The organism is Faecalibacterium sp. OM04-11BH (assembly GCF_003482185.1).
Lineage (GTDB): Bacteria > Bacillota > Clostridia > Oscillospirales > Ruminococcaceae > Faecalibacterium > Faecalibacterium tardum.
On the sequence record NZ_QULS01000006.1, the window covers coordinates 111,081 to 136,450 of the forward strand.

The 25,370-nt window shown below is 56.0% G+C and carries 20 protein-coding genes and 1 tRNA gene; 11 read left to right on the forward strand and 10 right to left on the reverse strand.

Annotated elements, in window-relative coordinates:
* The first annotated feature begins 83 nt into the window (after positions 1-83).
* The 3 genes from DXB44_RS07370 (at position 84) to DXB44_RS07380 (ending at position 3,683) form a co-directional block, all read left to right on the forward strand.
* Positions 84-920: a type II CAAX endopeptidase family protein gene (locus tag DXB44_RS07370; RefSeq protein ID WP_118658248.1), complete on the forward strand. Its 837-nt coding sequence runs from the start codon at positions 84-86 to the stop codon at positions 918-920.
* Positions 921-1,076: 156 nt separating this feature from the next.
* Positions 1,077-1,331 carry a 30S ribosomal protein S15 gene (rpsO, locus tag DXB44_RS07375; protein WP_005925047.1) on the forward strand — a complete coding sequence of 85 codons (255 nt, stop codon included), beginning with the start codon at positions 1,077-1,079 and terminating at the stop codon, positions 1,329-1,331.
* A 210-nt stretch (positions 1,332-1,541) separates the two neighbouring features.
* Positions 1,542-3,683, forward strand: coding sequence for a polyribonucleotide nucleotidyltransferase (locus DXB44_RS07380; RefSeq protein WP_055186080.1), 2,142 nt, complete (start codon positions 1,542-1,544; stop codon positions 3,681-3,683).
* A 646-nt stretch (positions 3,684-4,329) separates the two neighbouring features.
* Here DXB44_RS07380 and DXB44_RS14515 read toward each other — a convergent pair.
* The 8 genes from DXB44_RS14515 to DXB44_RS07425 form a co-directional block, all read right to left on the reverse strand.
* A complete protein-coding gene (locus tag DXB44_RS14515) occupies positions 4,330-5,196 on the reverse strand; it encodes a peptidase (protein ID WP_118658250.1) in 867 nt (288 codons plus the stop codon).
* The gene (locus tag DXB44_RS07395) at positions 5,183-6,028 is read right to left on the reverse strand and encodes a class C sortase (protein ID WP_118658251.1); all 846 of its coding nucleotides are present in this window, start codon (positions 6,026-6,028) and stop codon (positions 5,183-5,185) included. Before DXB44_RS07395 ends, DXB44_RS14515 begins: the two co-directional genes overlap by 14 nt.
* An 80-nt stretch (positions 6,029-6,108) precedes the next feature.
* A complete protein-coding gene (locus DXB44_RS07400; RefSeq protein ID WP_199680584.1) occupies positions 6,109-7,614 on the reverse strand; it encodes an isopeptide-forming domain-containing fimbrial protein in 1,506 nt (501 codons plus the stop codon).
* Positions 7,615-7,761: 147 nt separating this feature from the next.
* Positions 7,762-13,290, reverse strand: a complete 5,529-nt coding sequence (locus DXB44_RS07405) for a Cna B-type domain-containing protein (protein ID WP_118658252.1) — start codon at positions 13,288-13,290, stop codon at positions 7,762-7,764.
* A 22-nt stretch (positions 13,291-13,312) separates the two neighbouring features.
* Positions 13,313-13,903 (reverse strand): signal peptidase I, encoded by a 591-nt coding sequence (lepB, locus tag DXB44_RS07410; protein WP_055186076.1) that lies wholly within the window; start codon positions 13,901-13,903, stop codon positions 13,313-13,315.
* Entirely contained in the window at positions 13,900-14,439 is a 540-nt protein-coding gene (locus DXB44_RS07415) for a hypothetical protein (protein WP_118658253.1), read from the reverse strand. Before DXB44_RS07415 ends, lepB begins: the two co-directional genes overlap by 4 nt.
* 405 nt (positions 14,440-14,844) lie before the next feature.
* Positions 14,845-15,078 (reverse strand): hypothetical protein, encoded by a 234-nt coding sequence (locus tag DXB44_RS07420; protein ID WP_242852953.1) that lies wholly within the window; start codon positions 15,076-15,078, stop codon positions 14,845-14,847.
* A 47-nt stretch (positions 15,079-15,125) separates the two neighbouring features.
* Positions 15,126-15,584: an InlB B-repeat-containing protein gene (locus DXB44_RS07425; RefSeq protein ID WP_118658254.1), complete on the reverse strand. Its 459-nt coding sequence runs from the start codon at positions 15,582-15,584 to the stop codon at positions 15,126-15,128.
* Between the two features lie 265 nt (positions 15,585-15,849).
* Here DXB44_RS07425 and DXB44_RS14520 point away from each other — a divergent pair, with 265 nt between their 5' ends.
* Both DXB44_RS14520 and DXB44_RS07430 read left to right on the forward strand, forming a co-directional pair.
* Positions 15,850-15,993: a hypothetical protein gene (locus DXB44_RS14520; RefSeq protein ID WP_155515397.1), complete on the forward strand. Its 144-nt coding sequence runs from the start codon at positions 15,850-15,852 to the stop codon at positions 15,991-15,993.
* Positions 15,994-16,067 (forward strand) — tRNA-Gln (locus DXB44_RS07430).
* A 42-nt stretch (positions 16,068-16,109) separates the two neighbouring features.
* On the opposite strand, the gene DXB44_RS07435 is transcribed toward DXB44_RS07430, so the two are convergent.
* Complete coding sequence (locus tag DXB44_RS07435) at positions 16,110-16,808, reverse strand: GntR family transcriptional regulator (protein WP_118658255.1); 699 nt, start codon at positions 16,806-16,808, stop codon at positions 16,110-16,112.
* Between the two features lie 473 nt (positions 16,809-17,281).
* Here DXB44_RS07435 and DXB44_RS07440 point away from each other — a divergent pair, with 473 nt between their 5' ends.
* Positions 17,282-18,094 (forward strand): AAC(3) family N-acetyltransferase, encoded by an 813-nt coding sequence (locus DXB44_RS07440; protein ID WP_118658256.1) that lies wholly within the window; start codon positions 17,282-17,284, stop codon positions 18,092-18,094.
* 133 nt (positions 18,095-18,227) lie between these two features.
* On the opposite strand, the gene DXB44_RS07445 is transcribed toward DXB44_RS07440, so the two are convergent.
* Positions 18,228-19,160: a helix-turn-helix domain-containing protein gene (locus DXB44_RS07445; protein ID WP_118658257.1), complete on the reverse strand. Its 933-nt coding sequence runs from the start codon at positions 19,158-19,160 to the stop codon at positions 18,228-18,230.
* A 269-nt stretch (positions 19,161-19,429) separates the two neighbouring features.
* Here DXB44_RS07445 and DXB44_RS07450 point away from each other — a divergent pair, with 269 nt between their 5' ends.
* The 5 genes from DXB44_RS07450 (at position 19,430) to DXB44_RS07465 (ending at position 25,329) form a co-directional block, all read left to right on the forward strand.
* The gene (locus DXB44_RS07450) at positions 19,430-19,684 is read left to right on the forward strand and encodes a hypothetical protein (RefSeq protein ID WP_097778774.1); all 255 of its coding nucleotides are present in this window, start codon (positions 19,430-19,432) and stop codon (positions 19,682-19,684) included.
* Positions 19,685-19,841: 157 nt separating this feature from the next.
* Positions 19,842-20,480, forward strand: coding sequence for a hypothetical protein (locus DXB44_RS07455; RefSeq protein ID WP_118658258.1), 639 nt, complete (start codon positions 19,842-19,844; stop codon positions 20,478-20,480).
* 67 nt (positions 20,481-20,547) lie between these two features.
* Positions 20,548-21,051, forward strand: a complete 504-nt coding sequence (locus DXB44_RS14415) for a hypothetical protein (RefSeq protein WP_147366407.1) — start codon at positions 20,548-20,550, stop codon at positions 21,049-21,051.
* Between the two features lie 113 nt (positions 21,052-21,164).
* Positions 21,165-21,941: a TraX family protein gene (locus DXB44_RS07460; protein ID WP_118658259.1), complete on the forward strand. Its 777-nt coding sequence runs from the start codon at positions 21,165-21,167 to the stop codon at positions 21,939-21,941.
* Positions 21,942-22,353: 412 nt separating this feature from the next.
* On the forward strand, positions 22,354-25,329 hold the full coding sequence (locus DXB44_RS07465; RefSeq protein ID WP_118658260.1) for an acyl-CoA dehydratase activase: 2,976 nt from the start codon (positions 22,354-22,356) through the stop codon (positions 25,327-25,329).
* The last annotated feature ends 41 nt before the right edge of the window (positions 25,330-25,370 follow it).

A 25,370-nucleotide genomic window follows, 5' to 3' on the forward strand; every position in this document is an offset into this window, starting at 1 on the left:
GGCGGCACACTTTATTTTTGTCCTATCGCTTTTGGGGGAATCGTGGTAGAATAGTGCTATCATTGATAGGGAGGACTGTACTTATGCTCAAACGGCTGCGCACTGCGCACCCCATTCTTTATTGTATCCTGTCCGAGGTGCTGTTCCTTGGCAGCATGGTCGTGTTCAGCCTGCTGGCCACCATCGGGCTGGCAGCGGCAGGGGCGGACTTTGACACCATGGACGGCTACCTGTTTGGCTCTGTGCAGGAGGCTGTCGGGCTGGCGGTGGCGCTTTTGTTGCTGGCCCGTACCGGCAGGCTGGACCTGCTGCGGCGGCGCGGCTGCGGCTTTCTGAACGGGCTGCTGGTGGGCATGTACCCGCTGTTTTTCATCGGGTACACAGCCTTTGGAACGTTGGCTTTTGGTCGCCCGGACACGCCGTTGCTGCCGCTGCCCCGCATTCTGACCTTTATACTGAACATGATCCTTGTGGGCGTGGCCGAGGAGCTGGTGTTCCGGGGCATTATTGCCCAGACTCTGCTGGAGCGCTACGGCACCGCCCGCGCGGGGGTGTGGAAAGCCTGTCTTGTGTCCGGTGTGCTCTTTGGTGCGGCGCACCTGAGCAACCTGCTCGGCTCGGAACCCTTTGGTGTGCTGATGCAGTGCGTATTTGCGGCTTCGCTGGGCGTGATGCTGGCCGCCATCTACTTCCGCACCGGCAATCTGTGGGTGACGGTGTTCCTGCACAGCGCCATGGACGTTGCTGCCATGCTCATCGGCGGGCTGTACGGCACCACCAGCGTGGCCGAAAGCGTAAGCGGCTACGATGCCTCGCGGCTGCTGTCGGTGGCGGTGTACCTGATCCCCACTGTGTTTCTGCTGCGCAAAAAGAAGCTGCCGGAGGTGCAGCTGTACTGGGGCGGCATTGTAAAAAATTAAGGCTTACGGACAAAAATCTTCTTGCAATCTGCCGGGCAATCTGGTATACTGTATCTGTTACCGTGGTACGGGGCTGGGAGTATGCCCGCTTTTGGGAGAACCGTTTCCCGCCGCTGTGCCATAGGCAGATAAATTACTTGAAAGAGGTACTGTATTATGAATAAGCAGGAAGTTATGGCCAAAGTCGCTCTGACCGAGAAGGATACTGGCTCCCCCGAGGTGCAGGTCGCTCTGCTGACCGCTCACATCAACGAGCTGAACGAGCACCTGAAGAAGAACCCTAACGATCACCACAGCCGCCGCGGTCTGCTGAAGATGGTTGGCCGTCGCCGCAATCTGCTGGCTTATCTCCAGAAGAAGGACATCGAGCGTTACCGTGCTCTGATCGCAACTCTGGGTCTGCGTAAGTAATTTTAACGGAGGGCAGGTACCGCAAAGGTACCTGCCCTTTGCTTTATGTATAGCTCCATGTATCCCATGCGCACAAAATAGCGGTGGCAGCGTATTGCAGCAGTAAATCGAACGCCTGTGCCTGCGGGCAGGGACGCTGGATTTATTGCTATAATGCGCGCGCCACAGCTTTTTGGATAGAACGATCCGAAAAACAAGGAGGCAGAAACAATGGCAATCGAATTTGGTTCCCGCAAAGAGACCTTTGACAACTTCAAGGTCTACGAGACCATGTTGGCCGGCCGCCCGTTCAAGGTTGAAATGGGCAAGATGTGTGGCCTGTCCAATGCCAGCGCACTGATCCGCTACGGCGAGACCTGCGTGATGTGCAACGTGGTCATGAGCCCCAAGCCCCGCGAGGGCGTGGATTTCTTTCCGCTGAACGTGGAGTACGAGGAAAAGCTCTACGCCGCAGGCCGCATTCCCGGCAGCTTTATGCGCCGTGAGGGCCGCCCCGGCGAGCGCGCTATTTTGACCAGCCGCGTGGTGGACCGCCCCATGCGCCCGCTGTTCCCCAAGGAGATGCGCAACGACGTGTGCATCACCATGACCGTCATGAGCCTTGACCCGGATTGCAGCCCCGAGATCGCCGGTATGATCGGCGCTTCTCTGGTGACCGCCGTGTCCGATATTCCGTGGAACGGCCCCATCGGCGGCGTGCAGGTGGGCTTGGTGGACGGCGAGATCGTGCTGAACCCCACCCAGGAGCAGCGCAAGGTGAGCGACCTTGCCCTGACCGTTGCCGCCACCATGGACAAGATCGTGATGATCGAGGCCGGCGCCAACGAGGTGGACGAGGACACTATGCTGACCGCCATCAAGACCGCACACGTTGAGATCAAGAAGATCATCGAGTTCATCAACAAGATCGTGGCCGAGCGCGGCAAGCCGAAGATCGACTTCCAGGTGGTGGGTCTGGACATGGACGTGTTCCACGCCATCCAGAACAAGTATCTGGATGACTTCAAGGCTGCTATGGACACCGACGACAAGAACGTGCGTGACGCAGCCCTGCTGCCCATCATGGACAAGATCGCCGAGGAATATCCCGACCTGTCTGCCGCCGATCTGGATCTGGTAAGCTACAAGATGCAGAAGTTCGTGGTGCGCCGCTGGCTGCTGGATGAGGGCAAGCGCGTGGACGGCCGCGGCATCAACGAGATCCGCCCGCTGGCCGCTGAGGTGGGCATTCTGCCCCGCGTGCACGGCTCCGGTATGTTCACCCGCGGTCAGACGCAGGTGCTTACCACCTGCACGCTGGGCGGCACCAAGGACAACCAGTTGATGGATGACCTGACCGACGAGCAGACCAAGCGCTATATCCACCACTATAACTTCCCGCCGTACTCTGTGGGCGAGGCACGCGCACCGCGCAGCCCCGGCCGCCGCGAGATCGGCCACGGCGCACTGGCCGAGCGTGCTCTGGTGCCGGTGCTGCCCTCTCTGGAGGAGTTCCCTTACACCATCCGCTGCGTGTCCGAGGTGCTCAGCTCTAACGGTTCTACCTCTCAGGCTTCCATCTGCGGCTCTACGCTGGCACTGATGGATGCAGGCGTGCCCATCAAGGCTCCGGTTGCCGGTATCTCCTGCGGCCTGATCACTGAGGGCGAGCGCTGGATGACCATGCTGGACATTCAGGGCGTGGAGGACTTCCACGGCGATATGGACTTTAAGGTCGGCGGCACCCGCAAGGGCATTACCGCCATCCAGATGGACATCAAGATCGACGGCCTGACCTATGACATCATTGCCGAGGCCTTCGAGAAGTGCCGCAAGGGCCGTCTGTATATTCTGGACGAGATCATCAAGCCCGTGATCGCCGAGCCGCGTGCAGAGCTGAGCCGCTGGGCACCCAAGATGTTCAGCATGATGATCCCCACCGACAAGATCAAGGACGTGATCGGTAAGGGCGGCAAGGTCATTCAGGACATCTGCGCTACCTGCAACTGCAAGATCGACGTGCAGGAGGACGGCCATGTGTTCGTCTCCGCCGTGGATCAGGAGGACGCAAAGCGCGCCATCTTTACCATCAAGACCATTGTGGAGGACCCCGAGATCGGTGCCATCTACAAGGGCAAGGTGACCCGCCTGATGAACTTTGGTGCCTTTGTGGAGATCGCCCCGGGCAAGGAAGGCCTTGTGCATATCTCCAAACTGGATACCAAGCGCGTGGAGCGGGTAGAGGACGTGGTTGCCGTGGGCGATGCCATCGTGGTCAAGGTGACCGACATCGACCAGCAGGGCCGCATCAACCTGAGCCGCCGCGATGCCATTCTGGCACTGGAAGCCAAAAAGGCCGCCCAGCAGCAGTAAAAACCTAATACAGACTGCATAAAATAAGAGCCGCTGTACGTTTTGTACAGCGGCTCTTTTGCGTGGAGAACCCTCTCAGGCTCACTGCGTTCGCCAGCACCCCCGAAAGGGGAAGCTTTTTGCACGCCTGCAAGCTTAGCGCGAAAGCCGGAAGGGGTGTTCCGCCGCAGCGCCGCACTTCCGTAGGAAGCAGGCGCTGCAAATGCAGTTCCCGGCTACGACCCCTCCTGTGAAAAAAGCGTCTGTCGCGCTCCGCAGAGTGCGACAGACGCGAAAATTTAAAATAATCTTTCCGCTGAACATGGCCAGAGCGCAGCGGAGGCCATTCAAAATCGTGCCGCGCCCGGCAGGGGAGAGAGCACAAAAAGCTCCCCCTTCGGGGGAGCTGGTATCGAGCAAAGCGAGATGCCTGAGAGGGTTCGTGCCCAAACCCCACCCGTGAAAAGGCAATTCTGGAAAATCCGCAGATTTTCCAGAATTGCAAATTAAAAAATATATTTTCCGCTGATTATGCGCAGAGCAACGCGGAGCGCATTCAAAATCGTGCTGTGCCCGGCAGGGGAAAGGGCATAAAAAATGCTCCCCCTTGCGGGGGAGCAAATTCGGCACACAACGCCAAACTATGCCGAAAAGAAAGGAGACGGGGTCAGTTTTCCTTTTTGCCCTGACGGTTCAGCACCCAGCCAGCGGCAAACAGCAGCACACCGCTGCAAGCCAGCACCGGCACGGGCCAGTTCAACTGACCGGTCTGGGGCAGAACAGGCTTATCCGGGTTGGAAGGGGAGACCGGGTTATCCGGGTTCTCGGGGCTTACGGGATTGTCCGGGTTGCCGGGACTTACCGGACTATCGGGGCTGTCCGGGCTCACCGGCGTATCCGGGGTGTCCGGCTGCTCCGGAAGATCGGGGGTGTCCGGTGTGTCGGGCGTATCCGGCGGTGTGACTGGCACATCCGGGGTGTCGGGGATGTCCGGCGTTTCCGGGATGGTGGCACCTACCTTGGGGGTGGCGTCCACATCGTAGATCCAGTTGTCGCCATCGGGCATGGGGATGGACACAAGGAAGGGCTTGATGGCCTCGTAGCCGTGGGATGCCTCGGTCTGCACGACCAAGTACAGCCCCTGCGGCAGCTTGGTAATGTCGGCGTAACCCTCTTCGTTCACGTCCTGCTGGGCGGCAATGGCGGGCACAACGGGCAGGTACTTTACCAGCTGGTCAGCCAGCGTGCTGTCGGAAAGGTCGCCCAGCACCACACCGCAGCCCGTAAAATCGCCGGTATAGTCAAAGTACAGGTTGCCGTTGGTGCGCTTGACGGTGGCCACCTGATACAGGGTCAGCTCGCCGCCGCGCAGGGGCACATCGTTGTGGGTGTCGTACAGACGGACGTGGAGCGAGCCCAGACGCCCCAGCACAATGTTGGCACTGGTGGCAAAGGCCGGCAGGGCACAGCATACCACAAGGCACACAGCCAGCAGCACAGCCGCCAGACGATGACGCAAATCAATGCTTTTCATGTTTTTCTCCTCTCGTTTTCTTGGGTTTGCGTGTAGAAAGCAGCATACCGATCAGCAAGATCAGCAGCATGGGCAGCGCCATAATGGGCGCAACAATAATGGGTTCAATTTTAAGCGCTTCGGCGGTAACGCGGAGGTGCTTGTACTGATCCGGGGTCTCCACGCGGCGACCGCGCACCAGCAGGCGGTGGGTGTTGATGCCGTAGGGGGTGCAGGTCATCAGGGTAACGTAGTCCTTGCCTTCGGCGATCTTCAGCTCGTCGGTCTCGGTGGGCAGCACGATGGAAATTTTGTCCACCTCGTAGGTGAGCACCCGATCCAGCACGGTGATGGTAAAGGTATCGCCCACTTCCAGCTGGTCGAGGTTGGTAAACAGCTTTGCGCTGGGCAGGCCGCGGTGCGCCGAGATGACCGCGTGGGTGGACGCGCCGCCCACCGGCAGGCTGGTGCCCTCTAAGTGGCCTGCGGCGATCTGCAGCACGCTGTCGTCGGTGCCGTGGTAGATGGGCAGCTCCACACCGATTTTGGAGATGGTGATGTAACCCATAATGCCCGTGCCGGTAATATCCAGCGTTTCGTTGTAGCCGGTAAGCTGATCCGGGCGGTAGAGGGCGTTTTCGTTAGCGGCCACCTGTGCGTTAAAGGCATCGGCGGCGTCAAAGTAGGCGCTGTAATCCGCATCGGTCATGTTGTCCACGTCCTGCGCGTAGCTTGCCACCGCGCGGGACTGGTTGCGCTGGTTGACGTAATCGCTGATGGTGGGGTATAACATCACGGATAGACCCACGAAAAAGACGAGGATCAATATAATGGTGCTTTTGTTCTTTTTCATGGGCTACTCCCTAACGTTATAGTTTCAGGACCAGAGCAGGGGGCTTTACAGCCCCGCTCTGTGCAGGGGAAAAGGAGAGCTTAGCGGTTCTCCATGCGCTTTTTGGTAATGAGCAGGATGGCTGCTGCAACCATCAGGCCGCCGCCGATCACATAGAAGATGGTGGTGCCGATGCCGCCGGTGCCGGGCAGGGTAGTGCCGATATTATTGATGACATTTGTAGTCAGAGTTCCGTCGGTTTTGCTAGAAGTAAAGGTGATTTCGCCAACCTTCTTGTCGCCGCTCAAAGAGGTCAGGATATCTTCACGACGCTCGGTTTCCCAAGTGATAGTATGATCAGCGTTGACAGTAAAGGTGATGGGGCTGATGGTGTTGTAGTGGGCGGGGGTTGCAGTCTCGGTCAGCGTGTACTCGCCGTCATCCAGACCGGACAGCGTAAACTGAGTTTCGCTAGAGTCGATGGTCATAGTCTTGATAACTTCCGTGCCACCATTAATCTTTTTGGTCAGAGTGAACTGTGCACCTACCAGAGGATTATTGTCCTGATCGACCTTATTCACGACCACCTTGTAGGTAAAGACGATGACGTTATCCCAAGGAGTTGTGCCCGTGCCGTTACCGCGCGGGTTGTTGGAGTACTCCAGCTTTGCCGTGTTGACGTTGCCCTGTGCGCCCAGAACAGCGTTCCCGTTCAGCGTGGACTCGTAGGTAACGGTAATGATAGATTTAGCAGTAACACTGGGAATATTTTTCAGATCATCAAACACGATCTCAAAGGTGCAGCCATCGGCCGGGTTGGTAACGACAGTATAATTGCTAGCATCAATCTTAGTACCGGTCTCTTCATCGCCAACAAAAACTTTCACAGAGCTGGGGTCAAAGGTCAGACCCTTTTCTTCCACATCGTGGAAAGCGTAGTAATACGTCTTATAGGAATCAAAGTCCTTGGAAACAGTGCCCTGCAGGCGGAAGGGGATTTTATCGTCGATATCATAGTCGGCAGAATCCTGCCAGCCGGTAATAACGCCGGTAGTATCGTTGGTGTCCTTCAGCTTTTTGGTAAATTTAGGAACCTCATTGCTCTTCGGCTCGATGGTAACATTGCCAACAACGGAAACGATGTAAGGGGTATAAGTTTCAGAGGAAGGCACAGAGCCGTCCTTGTCCTTAATCAGGTAATAGCCGCCAACAACTTCAACAGAACCACCGTTTGTAATGGTCTCTACAGGATTGGTCAGAGTGACATATTTATCGATAACGTCAAGCTTATCACTGTCGCTTGTGTAGGAAGCAACCTTGGAAAGTGCGTCCAGAACAGTCTGCTCAACAGCTTCGCCAGCCGTACCAGTGCCGTTTTTGCCCCACTTGATGTTGGCGAGCATGGACGGTTGGTGTGCATCATAATCACCGGTAAAGATCTGGTAGATCTCGTAGGTGTGACCGTTATGAGGTGCGGTGATCGTGTACTTGATAACAGCAGCAGTGCTGGTAGAGCTGCTGCCATCTGCAAACGCCGGGATCGCCATGGCGCAAACCATAGCAACTGCCAGCAGCGCAGCCATGAGTTTCTTCATTGCTTTTTTCATGGAAAAAGCCCCTTTCTTTTTTCTGCCCCTTGCCGCCCCTGCATTTTGCACAGGGGGGGAGGGGTGTGGTTTTGTTCGGACTATCGCGTAAACTTTGCGCTGGGCGGGCGGGGTTTAAGCTCCGGGCGTCCGGCAGGGAAGTGCAGTTTAGTCATCTGCCCTCCCTTCGCGTCTGCGCTTGCGGTGGATAAAGCTATATGCCAGCGCAGACAGCATCATTGTGCCGCCCACGGCTGTGTACGGGAGTGTACCGGACCCGCCGGTAGAGGGAAGTTCGTAGTTAGCATCCTCGGGCACCTGATTGTAAAGCAGGATGGTGCCGCCGGTGATGCCGGTGTTGTTCAGGTCGTATTTAAACGTACCGGAACAAGCTGTTTCCTTAACGTAGTACTTGTAGGTGATACTGCTGTCAGCGGGATCAGTCAAAGGAAGATTGTTCCAGCTATAGCTCCAGTTGTTGGAATTATCCAAGGTGACGGTCTTAACCAAATCATCAGACTTTTGGCTGCCATACTGGTAACTCTTGCGCCGCAGCTCTACGGTTGCGGTGTAGGTGGAGTTGACCTTGTCCAGAGCAAGTTCTGTTGTGCCGTCCGTATCCAGCCAATGCTTGGCAACCGTAATGCTGTTAGCGGTGTTGGGCACATATACAGCACTGATATCACCACGGGCAAGGTAGGTTACATTGTTGCAGTCAAGCCATTTATCGTACTCCGAAGCATCATGGATAGAAGATTCACCGGTAGCAGCATTAAACGCGTCAGCTCGCTTTGTGTTGGAAAATGCACCCCACAGCAGGTAGATCGGGCTCTTGCTAAGCGCATAGCCGGTGGGGGCATCCGTCTCTACAATACGGTAGAGCGTACTGCAAAGCAACTGGGCGCTGCTCGTGTCAGTGGTTTCCGCTGTTGCGGAAGAATCCAGCAGACCGAAATTGATCTGACCGGAAGAGTTTGTTTTCAGCGTGCAAACCTCTTCAAACGTACCTGTTGTTTTATTCCACTTTGCAAGCTGGAAGGTTGCACCGGGAAGTGTGACCAGATAATCGTTGGAATCCACCTTGTTCAGGTCAAACTTGCTGAACCGGACGGTAGCCGAAGAATCATAATTCACAACATGAGTATCGACCCATTTCTCCACCAGACCGGAGAGGTTTGCATGGTTTTTAACTGTTACCTCCGTAGAGGAAGGGTAAGAAATCTGATAGGTGTATTCCAGTACACAAGCCAGTTCATCCGGGACGGTGACGGTCATGGTGTGGTTGGGGCTGTCGTAGGTTGCCGTAAACCGGTCATGACCGATCTCATTTGTATGGTCTGCAACAAGGTTGCCGGTGGTAGTATCAAGGGTCACACCATACAGATGGATCGAACTTAGATCCAGATCAGCGGAGGTGTTGTCAGAGGGCTCAAAGCTAAGCGTATCCGTCAGGGTCAGGGTATTGCTGGTGGTCAGCAGCTTATCGCCGGTGGGGTTGATAACAACGCTGTAGTTGATCTTCTTGGTCGCAGTTGGCTTGCCGTTGGCGTCGAGACCTTCGTCGACGACAGTGCCGGTCTTATAAATCTTGTCATAGCTGCGCTTAACGGTGGTCTCCGTGTCTGCCTTGTCGTCGTTCCATTCCGCGTGGTTACGGTATATGTTTTGTGTACGAAGGTCGTCCCAAGAGGCATCCTCCGCAACGCTGACCCAGTAGCGGATATAGAAAACTTGCGGCTTATCAGAAACGTTGTAGCCGTTCGTGATCGTAAACTTGACCGTACGGTCGGTGTCGGTTGCGCCAATATGAGTTTTTGTTGCACTAAAGTTTTTAGTTGCCGAAATCTCATAGTTCGGAGTGCCGCCGATAGAACTATAAATTGTGTGACCTAACCAGCTACTATGGATTACAGAGCCATCATTATTGTAATCGCGTACACCAACCGTGACACTGCTTATGTCAAAGGTAACACCATCAGGCAGGGTATCGGTGATCTCCAGATCTTTCATGGTCAGCGGATCTTTACTGGTAAGCGAGGTGGGGATGGTGAGCTCGTAGTAGATCTTACCGTTGTTCTTATTGTAATCCAACTCACTGATCTTGCTGCCAGCGTTATCAAAATTGTTTTCATTATAGACCAGCTTTTCAAGCTTTGCTTCCTTGGGCTTTTTATAGGTGTAGCTGGCATCGGTGGTCTTATCACCGGAGACAGCAGTGTTTACAAACAGCCACGGCTCTTCTATACCTGCGCCGCTGATGTCGGCAACGGTATGGTAGCTGCTCAGCCCCATGCTGGTGGCATCCAGCGTATGGCCCTCGTCCAGCTTGGCGGTGATGGTAAACTGGGTCACATGAGCGTCATCGTTCGTAACCACAGCACCGGTCTTGTCATAATAGGTGACGGTAAAGGTGACATGATTTGTGGATGCATTTGCCATTGTGACGGTATCGCTGGAACCGGACAAGGCCAGATACAGATTATTCTTGATTTCATTCTTCAGCTCGGACAAAATCGCATAGTGTGTGCCATCCCGCTCAGTGCCATCTGTCACGGCATCACGGATCGTATCCGTAAGGGTGATCTCGTTCCAACCGGTAGGGATGGAGACCGAGGTTTGCCAAGTCAGCTTTTTCTTGCCGGTTTCCAAGTCCTCGGCCTTATACAGGCTCTTGTTGAGATAAGAGCTGCGGTCGGTCACCGTAACATCACCGGAAGCGCCGCTGCCATCAAACGTGGCCTCATTTTTAAAGGTGGTGCCCACTGCGGTGCCGTTAGGGATTTTCGTCTGGAGGAAGATCCTGTAGAACGTTGCGGTTTCCGATTTATCTGCCGGGAAGGTGTAGCTATACCCGTCCTTTATGAAATCCGCAGCAGAGACAGGATTAATGTCCTGGCTCCAGTGTTCGCGCTGAATTATAACTTTATCTACGACCTCCAGCCCGGCAGGCAGAAGATCTTTAAAGGTTTTGCCGCGGAGATCCTCCCCAAAGGGGTTGTTGATTTGAATCGTCCAAGTGATGATGCGGCTGTTGGCGTCATAATTGCCACTCTTGGTAAGGCGCGGCTCGGTGTTTTTGACCTCCTTGCTCGTGTAACTGTCTTTGCCATCGAATTCAGCCTTTACGTTGTTGATGGACTGATAGGTGTAATCATCCTTAACAGGAATGGTGGCGTGATACCGCAGAACGTATTGCTCACTGGCTTCCAGTTTGGGCAGAGCAGAATATTTTAGCTCGGAGTTGTTTACAGTGAGCTGGGCTTTATAGGTCTCTGTGACGTCCGTTTCGGTGCCATCTGCAGCAACCTTTATCAGCGTGACTGTATCTTCCTGAAATTTGCCAAGAGAGGCGCTTGCGGTATCAAAGAAGTCGGTAAGATCTACAGTAGTACCGGTGCCGTTTGTGGTTTTTGCAACCACTTCATAGGCGATATCAAGCGTTTTCGTTTCCGAATCGTATTTGATCAGTTCTTTTCCGTTTTTGTCCTTCTGCACATTCTTGGAAAGAGAAAGATCGTGGGTCAGATCCTCTTTTTTGATGGTAACAGAACCGTTTGTGCCGCCAAAATTAATTTCTTTCCCTTCCATGGAGGAATCAGAGGAAGCGGAAGCCTGAAACTCAAAATCACCGTCAAAGGCTTTGCCGTCGGCAAAGTCTTTGTTGTAGGTAAACGTGACGGTGTCAGCATCAATCTTGTAGGTGCCAACGACAACTTTCTGACCAGTGGTACGGTCATGCCAAGTGATATTGCCGGAGTGTGAAACACTGGGCAACAGCGTAATACCGTTGGGGAGCTTGTAGGTTGCAACGCGGTTGTCTTTGGTGATTTTGTTTGCAGCAAAACCGTAACTCAACTGCACCTTAACGGTCTGACCGGGACGCACGATGCCGTTTGCATCTTTCCAAGAGGTTACAACGCCGCTGCCATCCGTGGAGTTGGGAACCTGAACAGAAACGTTCGTGATATGAGTGCCCATATCAACAGGAGTAGCAGACACGGCAGTTACGGCATAGGTGGAGGGTGCAGCGTACCTTGCAGCGCGGGAACGGGAAGGACGCACCGCAGATGCGGATGCAGTTTCGTATACGGTAGTAACGGAGCAGGAGAACACCGGGTCGGTTTCAATAATATCAGAAGCGGTGTCATCGTCCGAATCGGAATCGCCTTCGCTCAGCTCTATCTGCGCATACGCCACAGAAATAACGTTTTCCACATCGGTGTTGAACAGTGTTACTTCAGCCACCTTGCCGTCCACGTCGCCGGAAATAACGGTCAGCGTGTCGGCATCCTTGTCAACACTGCTCACGATGCCCACGGTCTCCACGGGCAAAGCGTCGGTCACGGTGGTGGTCTGCGGCTCAGCAGCGGGGGAACCCACGCTGGGCGCAGCGGTGTCGGGGATATCGGGGAGATCAGGGGTATCGAGGGTGGTCATGTCCTCGGCGGCAGGGGCGGTATCCAGCGCAGCAGCGCCGGATTCCTCAAGCTCTGCGCCGTTCTCGCCCTCGGCGTCCATGCTGAACAGGTCGTCCAGACCGTCCGCTGCACCGTCGGCGCTGCTGTCCACAGCCACGGTGCGGGTGACGTACTTATTATAAATAACGATGTCGCCCACATCGGCGGCGCTGCCGTCCTCGCCGTCCAGCAGCCAGTCCATGTCGCTCATGGAACTGCGCAGGGCAAGCACGCTGGCCTCCTGCGGGATAGCGCTCTGGGGGATACCGGCGTACTTCAGGCAGTAAGAGAGGAACATCACGTCCCACTCGCCGTAGGGGTTGCCGTAGGACTGACCGTAGCGGGAGTAGTAGCGCAGGGTCACGCCGTCCGCGGGGTCGATCTCAAAGTTTTTCTCGCTCTGCTCGTAGCCCAGCTGGGTCTGCGCCACGCTGACCAGATCCTCGGCCCAGTTGCCGGTCATCACGGCCTCGGCGTTGGCGGCCTGCCACTCCTCGGGGGTCTCAAGGTCGGCAGAAGTGTCGCTCAGGCAGGCAACGGTGTGGTGGTGCTCCGGCAGGGGGCAGGTGAGTACTTCCTCGTAGCAGGCATCGGTATGGTGGTGATAGATGGGTTCCACGGTGTCCACCATCGGTGCCAGCGCCACGGGCTCGGCCACAGCCATCGCTGCCAGTGCGGCGCTCTGGGTGGGCTCCACCACCTGCTCCACAAGCTCGCCCTCCTCTAAGCCGCAGGTCAGCTCATACTCAGTGGTATAGCAGCTTTCGTCGTGGGTATGCTCAAATTTGTCGCAGATCAGGCTGCCGTCCTCAGGGTCGAAGCAGTCGTCATCGTGGACGTGCTCTTCCTCCATGCAGGTCAGGGTCTGCACCTCGGTGTAGCAGTCCTCGGTGTGCTCATGGGGCACAAACTCGATCTGCGGCTCCAGCGACAGCGGCATAGGTTCAGCCTCAACGGTGGGCTGGCTGGTCGCAGCAGCGGCGGCCACCTCGTCCGCATTTTCAAGCTCGCCTTCCTCGTAACCGCAGGTCAGCACCTTGGTGTAGCAATCCGCGGTGTGGGTGTGCTCTTCCTCGCCGCACTGGTACTGCGCGGTCATCGAGATGCCCACGCCATGCAGCTGCCAGTTCACGAACAGGGTGGTGATCATGGCAAGTGCCAGCACAAATGCGGTGTAGCGCCGCAGGGTGTGCCGGTTCTCGCGGAACCGCTCCATGTACGTTTTAAGAATGTCGTTCATAACGGAATACCTCCTCCCGGGGTCAATGGATCAACGAGAAGCTGGACAAGGGCCATATCCTCAGGAAAACCCTGCCAACGATCTGGCTTTTTTCAACGCAGCCTATCACGCTGCTGCGGCTGTCGATGGAAGTGGAGCGGTGGTCGCCCAGCACGAAGTAGCGGTTTTCCGGCACCTGATAGGGGAACCGGATGTCGCATTCGCCCACGGTCAGCGCGTCCACATAGGGCTCATCCAGCGCCACGCCGTTTACCGAGACCACGCCGTTCACGTCCATATCGATCACATCACCGGGCTGCCCGATGATGCGCTTGAGCAGCAGCTTGTTCTGCCAGTAAAACCCGCATAACTCACCGTTTTCAATGTGGTTGGATTTTACCAGCAGGATAATGTCCTTGTCATTCAACGTAGGGTTCATGCTGTCGCCAGAGACCTGAAGCACCGGCAAAAACAGCGTGGCCAGCAGCACGGCTACTGCGGCCACCACCACCAGAATATAGATCGTACTGCGCAGCACCCGCTGGTAGCGGCTCTGGTACGCAAGACGCTCACGTTCTGCGGCCACTTCCTCGGTGGAAGGGATGGAAGCGAACCGGATATCGCGTTTTTTCATGTTTCCTCCGAAGGCAGGCCGTCTGTGCTGCGGTACTGGTCCAGCAGCTCGTTGGCCTTGTGGTCAAATGCCTGCCAGCGCTGCTGCACCTCCTGCTCGGCGCGCTCTACCATGGCCTTGCAGTCGGCCTCGGTCTGGGTGCGCTTTTGCGCGGCGGCGGCGGTCATGGCATCGCATTCCTGCTGCGCCTGCGCTTTCAGACTGTCGGCGTCTGCCTGTGCCTGTTCCAGAATGCGTTTAGCCTCGCTGCGTGCCTGCGAAAGGGTGTTGGCAGCGGTGGCGTTGGTGTCCGCAGCGCTGGCCTGTACCGAATACAGATAGTCGTCGGCGGCGGCCTGTGCGGCGGCGAACACGTTGTTCAGCTCCAGCGCGGCCTGTGCGATGGAACCAGCGCTTTCCAGCCGGAGCTGCCGGTCCTGCAGCTGCGCGGTGAGCGCGGCGTTCTGCGCCTTGAGCTGGTCCTCGCTCTGTTTCAGCGCATAGATGATCTCTATTAGTTCAGCGCGGTGCATCCGCCGCAGTTCACGATCTGCCATTTGCGTACAAACTCCCAAATGTAAAGATAACGAAATTTCTTTCGAAAATACCGAAAAAACTTAAAGAAAATGCCTGAAAAATCGCTTGTCTCCACGCGATTTGCGCGGCTGGAGAGACCTTTTATAAACTATCTTATTTTAGCACACTCCCTGTAACAACAATATAACAAATCGGACACAAAATCAAGAGATAAAGCCGAAAAAATATCGCAAATTTTTTTATTTTATATGTAAAACACCTAAAAAGAAGGTAATATACCACAGAATTGTTAAAATTTCCCTTCATAATTCTGGGGTGCGAAGTTCTGCGCAGTAATGCACTGAATCGGTGCGCCTACGAAAAACGGGAGCCACACTTTTTCGAAAAAAGCGCGGCTCCCGTTTCCAAACTTTGGGGTGACCCTTTTACTTACCGAAGCTGCCCAGCAGGCTGTTCAGCGATACAAAGGACTGGTAAATGACGTTGACGTTGTTGATGATGGAGCTTGCACCGGAGAAGATGCGGGCGATGTAGTTGAACACCTTACCAACGTCCAGGAAGGCCTGATAAGCGTTGCTGGCGCCGCCGTCCAGATAGGTCATCTCCTCAGCTTCGATAGCGGAATAGCTGGCGGGCATTTTCATGGTAGAAGTAGTCATGGTAAAGATCCCTTTCTTCAATGGTATCATTGCGTTTACAGCAGTGTTCAGAACATGGTGGCGACCAGCAGAGTAGTAAGCAGGGCACCGGCCACAAGTGCAGGCCCTACATACTTTTGCCACTGTCCAGTGGCAGGCTGGGTGGTGGGCTGCGGTACGGTAGTGGTACTGGCCTTGGCAGTCCAGTGGGCGTAGATGGTGGCATCGGAGGTGAACACGGTGGAGGTGGTCACCTTGCTGCCGCCCACCGGCTCGGTGTACCAGCCGTCAAAGGTGTAGCCCGTCATGGTAGGCTGCTCAGGCGTGCTCTCCAGTTTGCCGGACAGGTTCGTGTAGGTGACCACGGTAGAGCAGATGCCGCCTTGGGCATCCATACCAATGGCGTACACGTTCTCTTCCTTTTTGCTCCCTGAAGTTTTGTCTGCAGCAAATGCAGCCGGCAGTGCGCAGCACAGCAGCGTGAACAGGCAAAGCCCGACCACCAGCGTTTTCAGGAATTTTTTCATGAGATCCCTCGCTTTCCTTCACAAAGATGGAGACACTGCCTCGCCCGGGTGCAGCCCGGACGCAGGAGAAGTTTCTTCAACTTATTTTTATCACATCCAGTGTACCAGAAGCGCAACAAAAAATACAGTCTTTTGAGAAAATAATAAGAAAAATCAAGAAAAAAATAAATTTCACCTTTGCAAGATAAAATTTATGCCCGTGTAGACTGCGCTTTTTGAAAAACGCATCCCGCAAAACTTACCTTTCGTAAAAACATGGCAGGATATGGAAAAAGCAAAACCTCTGCCGCAAAGCCAAAAAACGACTCGAACCGCCGCAAATGCAGCAGGCAGCGCACAGAAAAAAGCGGCAAAAACGCGGCACACCTCTTGTGGAAAAGCGGAAAATATGTTATACTATCTTGCATGATGCGCCATCGCCAAGCGGTAAGGCAGGGGACTTTGACTCCCCCATCGTAGGTTCGACTCCTGCTGGCGCAACCAGAAAAAGGTCGTTGTACAGGAGACTGTGCAGCGACCTTTTTATTATTTGCCCTCCGGCAGCTTGAAGTAGACGCGGTATTCGTCCGAGTAGACCTTGCTGCCCATGCGGCTCACGCCGCCGTACAGGTGGGTACGCATCAGCGGCTCAATGGCGTCCAGATCCTTCTCCCGCAGAATACGCAGCATCTCGGCGTGCTCGCTGACAACGCTGGGCACGTTGCGCGCGCCTACGATGTCCAGACGGATAAAGCGGGAATAGTCTGCCTGCGGGCGGGTCATCTGCTCCCAAAGGTACTCCTTGCTGGTCTTGCGGAACCAGTACTCGTGCATGGCAAGGTCGCAGCTGAGGAAGTGGTTGAAATCAAAGTTTTCCGGGTCGCTGCGCCCCGCAGCGGCCTCCAGCAGCACATTATAAAGGTGTTCTACCGCAAGGATCTCCATGGGCGAGCAGCTCTGCACAAAATCCCGGAACACCATGCCCTCCACCGCAACACGCTGGAAGATGAGCTGATCCACTACGCCAATATCAATGGCGGTGACGATGGTGCCCTTGCAGGGGATGATCTGCACAAAGCGGTTCTGCTCCAGCCGCTGCAAAACGCTGCGGATGGGGGTGCGCGAAACACCGAACCGCTTGCACAGTTGGTTCTCGCTCAGCGCTTCCCCGGGCAGAATCTTCAACGTGCAGATCTCGTCCTCGAGAATATGATAGAGCTCATCCGTGTGCTGTAATGTAGCCATAGTCGTTCTCCATTTATCCGGTAAATATGATCTTAGTATCATTGTACCGTTGCGGCAACCGAATGTCAATGCTGGAACGGAACTTTATTTGAATGCTTGTATACAAGCGCTTGCGCGCACACACAGAGCTGCTCCTGAAACGAAAAAACGGATATACCGCTTTGCAATGCGGAAAAGTGCTGATGAAATGCCGTAATCAAGCGGCTGTTGTATCAAATGCATAAAGAAAACAGAGAATAACTGTCAAATATTACAATAGAAAAGCACGGCGCTGGCTGTTGTGGCAACACTGCGGGTTGAAATATTGTATACAGGATTTTGCTGAAAAAGCTGAAAGGACAAATACCCCACAGATACCGGATCGTCTCCGGCAGATGCGGCAGGGCATGTGCCTTTTTGCGTGTATGCTTGCTTTGCTGCCCGAAAGGCGGTAAACTGGAGGTAAACAAAAACGCCCGAAAAGGAGAAATGACATGGCATATACAAAGGCTGACCTCAAGCACGACCTTGCTGCGATGGGGCTGACAGGGAACGAGACTATCCTGATCCATTCCTCTATGAAGTCCATCGGCCCGGTGGAGGGCGGCGCAGACACGGTTCTGGACGCATGGATGGAGTTTTTTGCGGAGGGCTTGCTGCTGCTGCCCACCCACACATGGCGGTTCATCAACGAGGAGAACCGAGTGTTCGATGTGCGCCGCAGCCCCTGCTGCGTGGGCATTCTGCCGGAGCTGTTCCGGCAGCGCCCCGGCGTGGTGCGCTCGCTGCACCCCACCCACAGCATGGCGGCCTATGGCAAGGGAGCGGCTGCGTATCTGGAAGGGGAACTGGACGCAAACACCCCCTGCACCCCCGGCGGCTGCTACGACCGCCTGCGGGCAGCCCACGGCAAGGTGCTGCTGCTGGGGGTCACCCACGCCCGCAACACCTTTATCCATAGCGTAGAGGAAGTACTGAACGTGCCGAACCGCCTGACCGACAAGCCCATGCAGATGACCGTGGTGGACGAAGCCGGGGTGCAGCACAACGTCTATATGCGCCGTCACTACAACGCGCAACAGCCACATATCTCGGAGGATTTCGTCAAACTGGAGCAGGCGTATCTGGACTGTGGTGCAGCCCGGAACACGAAATTTGGTGATGCAAGCTGCATTTTGTGCGACGCCGAGGGGGTTTTCCGGGTCACCCGCCACGTTCTTGCCCCGAACCCGGAAGCCTTTGTCACCGAGCCGCTCATCCCGCCGGAGCGCTGGCAGGGTCTTTGCACCGGTAAAACCGGCGGGTGAACCGGCGCGCTCTCTTCTGTGTCGGACGATTGGAGATGGTCTCCGCTTGCGCTTTGGCCATGATTTAAGGAATTGCATTTTAAAAAAAGAGGGACAGAAATGCCCGCGGGCATTTCTGTCCCTCTTTTTCATGTTAGCAGAAGCGGATACGGTACTCCCGGGGGGTGCAGTGCTTGATCTCCCGAAAGGTCTTGATAAAGTAGCTGGCGTCGGAAAAACCGCATTCCAGCCCCACCTCGCCGGTCTTGAGCCGGGTGGAGCGCAGCAGCTCGGCGGCTTTTTCCACCCGGAACTGCTTGACGTACTGGATGGGCGTGATGCCCAGAAACTGCCGGAAGCTGCGCAGACAGGCGCTTTCGCTCAGGGCAACGCACCCGGCCAACTTTTCCACGGTCAGTTCCTCGGTGTAGTGCTCCTCTACATAGCGCAGCATCTGCTTCATCCGTTCCGAGGCAATCTGCTCCTGCTCCGATACCTTCACCTTGCCGCTGACGCATTGGGTAATGAGCAGCCGCAGGGCAGCGGTAAGGTGGTAGCGCACCCGGTTCTCGTAGTCAAAGGGCTCGTCCGCCACGCCCTTCCACGCCTCCCGCAGGCAGAGCAGTACCTGCCGCTGCCATGGAACGGCCTCGTCCAGCAAAAAGAAGGGCGGTGTGCCCGGCTGCAAAAGCGGGCGGATGAGCTTTTGCCAGAATACGGTGTCCATGCCGCCGACCAGTCGGGGCTGAAACACGCCGGAGTGCAGCAGCGCGCTGTCCTCGGCAGGCTCTACCGCGTGCAGCGCACCGGAGTTGATGAACACGCCCTGCCCGGTCTGCAAGGTCAGTCGGGTCTTGTTCACGTCCACATGAATGGGCCCCAGCGCCGCCAGAATGAACTCAAATTCCTCGTGCCAGTGCCACGCCACCGAAAAACAGGAAAGATCCTCGGCATAGCAGGCGATGGGGAACAGCGGGCTGCCGTGCTGGGTCTGCTCCCGCCCGGCGGCATCGGCCACCACGGCGGTGGCGCTGGACAGCCCCACCCGGCCGCTGGTATAAGAGGCACAGCTTGTCTGATATGCCATATTCACCAATTCCTTTCCGCAATACTTTGAATGTTTTTTGTCAATGCCGGTTTTGTTGCATATACTATGCGGTTCTGTTCTATTATTTGCGATTGTTTTGTGGTATTATCCTATCAGAGCTTCCAAGCTCAGTATAGCACCAAGGCAGCCGGGACGCAAGCTGTGCAAGCGTTTCCACTGCCGGGCAAAACCGCTATTCTCCCGCCGCCTGTCCAAAGAGGACTGGACGGCAAGTGTAACATAAACCATTTCATCAAGGAGGTATTCCTATGCTTCGGATCGAGTATTTTGATAAGGAACGTTTCATGCGCCAGCTTTCTGCCAGCCACGGCAGCGTGCTGCTGCATCTGGACAACGGCAAGACCTGCGACCTGAAAAAGGACGCTACCGCATGCTCCATGCTGCAGATGATGGACACTGCCCCCAAGAAGGGCTTTGACCTCACCGTGACCGACCCTGCTGACGTGACCGGCTTCCTGCGCTATATGCTGGAGGCAGGCCGCACCGAGCGCGTGGCCGGCTGACCACTGATATTCTCTTAATCCCATAAGTGTCATAGCAAACGCAAAGCGCCCGTCCCGGTCATGCCGGGGCGGGCGTTTTGCCTGTTTTACCGGAAAGCTTGCGCGGGTGGGCAGTCTGTGGTAAGCTGAAGACAGAAAAAAGACGGAGGGAACGACTATGAACCTGAAGGAAGCATTCCGTTACCAGAACAAGCTCCAGTCCCTGCTGGACGAGGCACAGGGTATTCTGGACTGCGACGCCAACGTGACCAAGGTGGCCAACACCTATCTGCGCCATAAGGTGATGCCCGAGGCTGAGGATGAGACCGTTATGGACGTAGCACAGACCGAATATGCGGAGCAGATCACCGACATTGCCCGGTTCATGCTCTATCTGCTGGAGGAAAAAAGCCGCCTGTTTGCCGCCATCCGCAAGGCAAAGGATGCACTGGACATGGATATGGACAGCGAGGTCAGCCTGAATGCCGCGCGCCAGAGCATTGCCCGCACCTTCAAGCGGATGAACGACCTGCGCAGCTCCGAGCAGCTGCTCTCCGGCGGGGGCATCGGCTACCGCTTCAACGCCGAGGGCAACCAGATCTCCTACTGCTGCGATGTGAAGCGGGTAACCACCATCAACTACGACCGCAAGGTCATCCATGCCGCGCTGAGCAAGCTGAACCGGCAGGCAGACGAGACTTCCAACCGGCTGGACCTCTGCCTTGTGACCTCCAAGGTGGACTACACCGTCCCCTTTGATGTGAACGCCAGCTTTGCCGAGGCATTTGAGATCTATCTGGAAAACGCCAAAAAGTAAATAAACGTTCCACCGGCTATTTTGGGTGCGGCAAGCGCCGGGTTCACAGCTGCCGGTTCAGGTGCAGATGAACTATAAGGCTGCACATTTCCGCAAGGAAGTTTTGGTACGGCTCACCTTACGAGCCAGCTATTATGAAAAAATTTTGCGTTCGGCTTTTCCGCCACCGCCAGACGCTTTTTCGCCGAAACCGTCCCTTGCTCCTTCCCGCATTCCTGCTTTTGTGCTTACGTCTCCATGGGCAGGCAGGCAAGCCACCCTTCATGAATTTGCCCCGCAGACTGCTGCGGGCACATGCTTTCTGCGTGCCGGGCGGGCGCTCTGTCCCCTTTGCACGCGGAGTAAAATGACAGCCGCCCCTGCGCTTGCCGTATCCAAAATAGCCGGTGAAAAACCAAAACCGGAGGAATGCTCTATGAAAAAATGCAACCTGTTTTATCTCAGTGGACTGTTGTTTTTTCTTGTTGCGGCGCTGAATCTTGTTACCGGCGAGAATCACTCTACGGCGGTGGTATGGCTCTGCCTTGGCTCCAGCTCTTTGTGTCTGGGGTATTCGCAGCAGAAAAAATAAAGCATTCCTGCAGCCCCGGCGGTGGAAAAATCTGGCCGGGGCTGCAATTCTTTGCGGGGCTCGTTCGTATTCCAGACAGAACAACGAAATTTCGACAAAGACGAGGTACGAGTATGTCAACAAAAGCGATCAAACCCGCTGCCGCGACCCGCTTTGACCTGAGCGCAGCGGCTCTTCATATCCTTGCTATGGCGTTGATGCTGATGGACCACCTGTGGGCGACGTTGCTGCCGGCACAGGAATGGCTGACCTGTGCGGGACGGGTGGCCTTTCCCATCTTTGCCTTTATGGCGGTGGAGGGCTATTTCCACACCCATGACCTGAAAAAATACACCCTGCGGCTGCTGCTGTTTGCCCTGCTTTCGGAAGTGCCCTTCGATTTGATGTACGGCGGTACATGGTTCTACCCGGTGCACCAGAACGTCATCTGGACGCTGCTGCTGGGCATTTTGGGCATCCACTTGATGGAGACCGTGCGCAAAAAGCAGAAAACAAGGGCGTATCTGCTGGTATCCGCCCTTGTGGTGGCGGCGGGCGCGGTGCTGGGCACGCTGGGCATGGTGGACTACTACGGTGCCGGTGTGCTGACCGTGTTCATCTTCTACTTTTTTCACGGGCACGGGCGCAAGTGGTGGTGTCTGCTGGGGCAGCTGGCTGCGCTGTACTGGGTCAACGTGGAGCTGCTGGGCGGGCTTATGTATCCAATCCAGCTCTTCGGCATGGACTTTGAGCTTTGCCAGCAGGGGCTGGCGCTGCTGGCACTGGTGCCCATCTGGCTGTACCGCGGGCGGCAGGGCTACCACAGCAAGCCCTTCCAGTATGCCTGCTACGCCTTTTACCCCGTGCACATGCTGCTGCTGGTTCTGGTGCTGAATTTCGTGAACCGGTAAGAAAAACGGAGCGCTCCAAAGGCATTTTCACGCGTGGAGTCGTAGAAAGGATTCCCGCCCGAAATAGCCAAAGCGCACGTGGAAACCATTCAAAATGTCCCGTCGGTACAAGGCCGCTGCACAAACTCTGTGCGGCGGCTTTTTTTGCGGGGAAAAAAGACACTTGTTCACAAAAAGTTCAGCCTTTTGAGCAAAAAATACTATTTTTTTCGTGTAAAATAGACAACATGGATTGAATGCCGCCCGCGATTGGATTATAATAATAGTGTATGCAAAAACGCATTTGCTGCATTTTTTATAGCGAATGCTGCTTAAAAACAGCGTAGCTGCGCAATGCGAGCTGCTGAAAAGAGAAAGCTGTCGTTGCGGGTCTTTGTCGCAAACGGCTGTTTGCCATGGCAGCCGGGGCGTTATGCTCCGGTTATTTGTCCTTAGGAGGGAAAACAAGGTGAGAGTAGGTCTTGACATCGGCAGTACCACCATCAAGTGTGTGGTGCTGGGCGAGCATGATGAACTGCTGTATTCTACATACGAACGACATTATAGTCATATTCTGGAAAAGGCGCAGGAGCTGCTGCGGCGCATTGATGCCGAGCAGCTGCATGGCAGCAAGGCACTGCTCAGCATCTCCGGCTCTGCCGGTATGGGCTTAGCGGACAGCTGTGGCGTGCCCTTTGTGCAGGAGGTGTTCTCCACCCGCGTGGCGGTCAAGCGCTTTATGCCAAAGACGGATTGCGTCATTGAGCTGGGCGGCGAGGACGCCAAGATCCTGTTTTTGACCAACGGCACCGAGGTGCGCATGAACGGCAGCTGTGCCGGCGGCACCGGTGCTTTCATCGACCAGATGGCTACCCTGCTGAAGATGAGCGCCGATGAAATGAACAAGGCTGCAGAGCAGGCGCAGCGTACCTATACCATCGCCTCCCGCTGCGGCGTGTTTGCCAAAAGTGATGTGCAGCCTTTGATCAATCAGGGGGCCCGCACCGAGGACATCGCTGCCAGTATCTATAAGGCTGTGGTCAACCAGACCATCGCCGGTCTGGCACAGGGCCGCCCCATCAAGGGCAATATCCTTTATCTGGGCGGGCCGCTCACCTTCAGCACCGTGCTGCGCAAAAGCTTTGATGAAGCGCTGAATGTGACCGGCATCTGCCCGGAGAACAGCCTGCTGTATGTAGCGCTGGGCGCTGCGTTGTATGCCGACAAGGAGTTTGTGCTCACCGAGGTGGCCGCTGCGCTGGACAAGTACGCCGCCACTGCTACCTATGCCAGCGAACCGCCGCTGTTCGCCAGCAAAGAGGAGTACGAGGCTTTCCACGCACGGCACATGTCCCATAGTGTGCCCCGCGTGGCTTTTAGTGCCCACTGCGGGCCGGTGCATATCGGCATCGACTCCGGCTCTACCACCGTCAAGCTGGTGGTGGTGGACGAAAAGAGCCAGATCTTGTACACCAACTATCAGCCCAACCTCGGCAATCCGCTGCCCCTGATCCGGGAGCAGCTGCTCAAGATTTACAAAGAGCACCCGGGGCTGCAGGTGGCAAGCGTTACCACCACCGGCTACGGTGAGGAATTAGTGAAAAACGCTTTCCGCTGCGATTACGGTCTGGTGGAAACGGTGGCACATTTCACCGCTGCCAAATACTTTATGCCGGACGTGGATTTCATCATTGATATCGGCGGGCAGGACATGAAGTGCTTCAAGATCGAGGATGGCGCCATCAGCAACATCTTCTTGAACGAAGCCTGTTCCTCCGGCTGCGGCAGCTTTTTGCAGACCTTTGCACAGGCACTGGGCTACGACGTCAAGGAGTTTGCCGCACTGGGTCTGTTCGCAGACCGCCCGGTGGACTTGGGCAGCCGCTGCACCGTGTTCATGAACAGCTCGGTCAAGCAGGCACAGAAGGACGGTGCCAGCATCGAGAATATCTCGGCAGGTCTGTCCATCAGCGTGGTCAAGAACGCGTTGTACAAGGTGATCCGCGCTTCCAGCCCGGAAGAGCTGGGCCGCAAGATCGTGGTACAGGGCGGTACCTTCTATAATGAAGCTGTGCTTCGCGCCTTTGAAAAGGAGATGGGTGTGGAGGTCATCCGGCCGGACATTGCCGGTCTGATGGGTGCTTACGGCGCTGCTTTGTACGGCCTGCGCCAGAGCCATAAAAATAACCAGACCACCTCTGCCATGATGGACGAGCAGGAGCTGGAAAAGTTTGCACAGCAAGTGGTCAGCGTCAAGTGCGGCGGCTGCGGCAACCATTGCCAGCTGACCGTCAACACCTTTGCCGATGGCCGCAAGTTCATCTCCGGCAACCGCTGCGATAAGCCCGTTACCGGCAAAAGCGAGGATAACAGTCTGAACCTGTACGCCTACAAGCAGCAGCTGCTGGCAAGCTACAAGCCTGTGCCCGGCAAGCGCGGTTCCATCGGCATCCCGCTGTGTCTGGGCTTCTACGAGCTGCTGCCCTTCTGGTACGCCTTCTGGACGAGCCTTGGCTTTGCGGTGCACACCAGCCCGGTGTCCACCCGCGGGCTGTATCTGGCCGGACAGGCCACCATCCCCAGCGATACCGCCTGCTTCCCGGCAAAGCTGAGCCACGGCCACATCAAGGCGCTGAGCCAGATGCAGCTGGACGCTATCTTCTACCCCTGCCTGACCTACAATGTGGACGAGGGCTTGGGCGACAACCACTATAACTGCCCGGTGGTGGCCTACTACCCGGAGGTTCTGGCCGGCAACTGCCCGGAGCTGGAGGGCAAAAAGTTCATCTATGATTATGTGGGCATCCACCGCCCCAAGGACTTTGTGCACAAGATGGCAAAGGAGGTGCTGCCCAAGTACTTTGGCGGCATCTCCGAGCGGGAGGTGCAGGCTGCGGCCGACGCTGCCTACGCGGAGTACGAAGCGCACATGGCAAAGATCCGAGTAAAGGGCAGCGAGATCATCGATGAGGCGCGCCGTCAGGGCAAGCGCATCATCGTGCTGGCAGGCCGTCCCTATCATGTAGACCCAGAGGTCAACCACGGCATCGACCACCTGATCACCCGCCACGGGGCTGCGGTGGTCACCGAGGACAGCATCTCCAACCGGGTGCAGAAGTTCCCCACCAGCGTGCTGAACCAGTGGACCTACCACAGCCGTCTGTATGCCGCCGCTAAGTACTGCACCACCCAGAAGGATATGGATCTGGTGCAGCTGGTGTCCTTTGGCTGCGGCGTGGATGCCATTACCACCGACGAGACCCGCGAGATTTTGCAACGGGGCAATAAGTTGTATACCCAGTTGAAGATCGACGAGATCACGAACCTTGGTGCCGTGAACATCCGTCTGCGCAGCCTGTTTGCCGCTCTGGACGAGCGGGACGAGGCCGCCGCAGAAAAGGCAGAGTAAAAGAAACCTTGAGATAGGCTGAAAGGCTTCCCCCGGCGGGG

Bases quoted from the DNA above. Each gene is read 5' to 3' on its own strand.
- DXB44_RS07425 (WP_118658254.1), bottom strand. From the start codon at position 15,584: ATGAAAAAATTCCTGAAAACGCTGGTGGTCGGGCTTTGCCTGTTCACG.
- DXB44_RS07370 (WP_118658248.1), top strand. From the start codon at position 84: ATGCTCAAACGGCTGCGCACTGCGCACCCCATTCTTTATTGTATCCTG.
- DXB44_RS07465 (WP_118658260.1), top strand. From the start codon at position 22,354: ATGCTCCGGTTATTTGTCCTTAGGAGGGAAAACAAGGTGAGAGTAGGT.
- DXB44_RS14415 (WP_147366407.1), top strand. From the start codon at position 20,548: ATGAACTATAAGGCTGCACATTTCCGCAAGGAAGTTTTGGTACGGCTC.
- DXB44_RS14515 (WP_118658250.1), bottom strand. From the start codon at position 5,196: ATGAAAAGCATTGATTTGCGTCATCGTCTGGCGGCTGTGCTGCTGGCT.
- DXB44_RS07435 (WP_118658255.1), bottom strand. From the start codon at position 16,808: ATGGCTACATTACAGCACACGGATGAGCTCTATCATATTCTCGAGGAC.
- DXB44_RS07460 (WP_118658259.1), top strand. From the start codon at position 21,165: ATGTCAACAAAAGCGATCAAACCCGCTGCCGCGACCCGCTTTGACCTG.
- DXB44_RS07380 (WP_055186080.1), top strand. From the start codon at position 1,542: ATGGCAATCGAATTTGGTTCCCGCAAAGAGACCTTTGACAACTTCAAG.
- DXB44_RS14520 (WP_155515397.1), top strand. From the start codon at position 15,850: ATGGAAAAAGCAAAACCTCTGCCGCAAAGCCAAAAAACGACTCGAACC.
- DXB44_RS07420 (WP_242852953.1), bottom strand. From the start codon at position 15,078: ATGACTACTTCTACCATGAAAATGCCCGCCAGCTATTCCGCTATCGAA.
- DXB44_RS07395 (WP_118658251.1), bottom strand. From the start codon at position 6,028: ATGAAAAAGAACAAAAGCACCATTATATTGATCCTCGTCTTTTTCGTG.
- DXB44_RS07440 (WP_118658256.1), top strand. From the start codon at position 17,282: ATGGCATATACAAAGGCTGACCTCAAGCACGACCTTGCTGCGATGGGG.
- DXB44_RS07445 (WP_118658257.1), bottom strand. From the start codon at position 19,160: ATGGCATATCAGACAAGCTGTGCCTCTTATACCAGCGGCCGGGTGGGG.
- DXB44_RS07455 (WP_118658258.1), top strand. From the start codon at position 19,842: ATGAACCTGAAGGAAGCATTCCGTTACCAGAACAAGCTCCAGTCCCTG.
- DXB44_RS07400 (WP_199680584.1), bottom strand. From the start codon at position 7,614: ATGAAAAAAGCAATGAAGAAACTCATGGCTGCGCTGCTGGCAGTTGCT.
- DXB44_RS07415 (WP_118658253.1), bottom strand. From the start codon at position 14,439: ATGGCAGATCGTGAACTGCGGCGGATGCACCGCGCTGAACTAATAGAG.
- lepB (WP_055186076.1), bottom strand. From the start codon at position 13,903: ATGAAAAAACGCGATATCCGGTTCGCTTCCATCCCTTCCACCGAGGAA.
- DXB44_RS07450 (WP_097778774.1), top strand. From the start codon at position 19,430: ATGCTTCGGATCGAGTATTTTGATAAGGAACGTTTCATGCGCCAGCTT.
- rpsO (WP_005925047.1), top strand. From the start codon at position 1,077: ATGAATAAGCAGGAAGTTATGGCCAAAGTCGCTCTGACCGAGAAGGAT.
- DXB44_RS07405 (WP_118658252.1), bottom strand. From the start codon at position 13,290: ATGAACGACATTCTTAAAACGTACATGGAGCGGTTCCGCGAGAACCGG.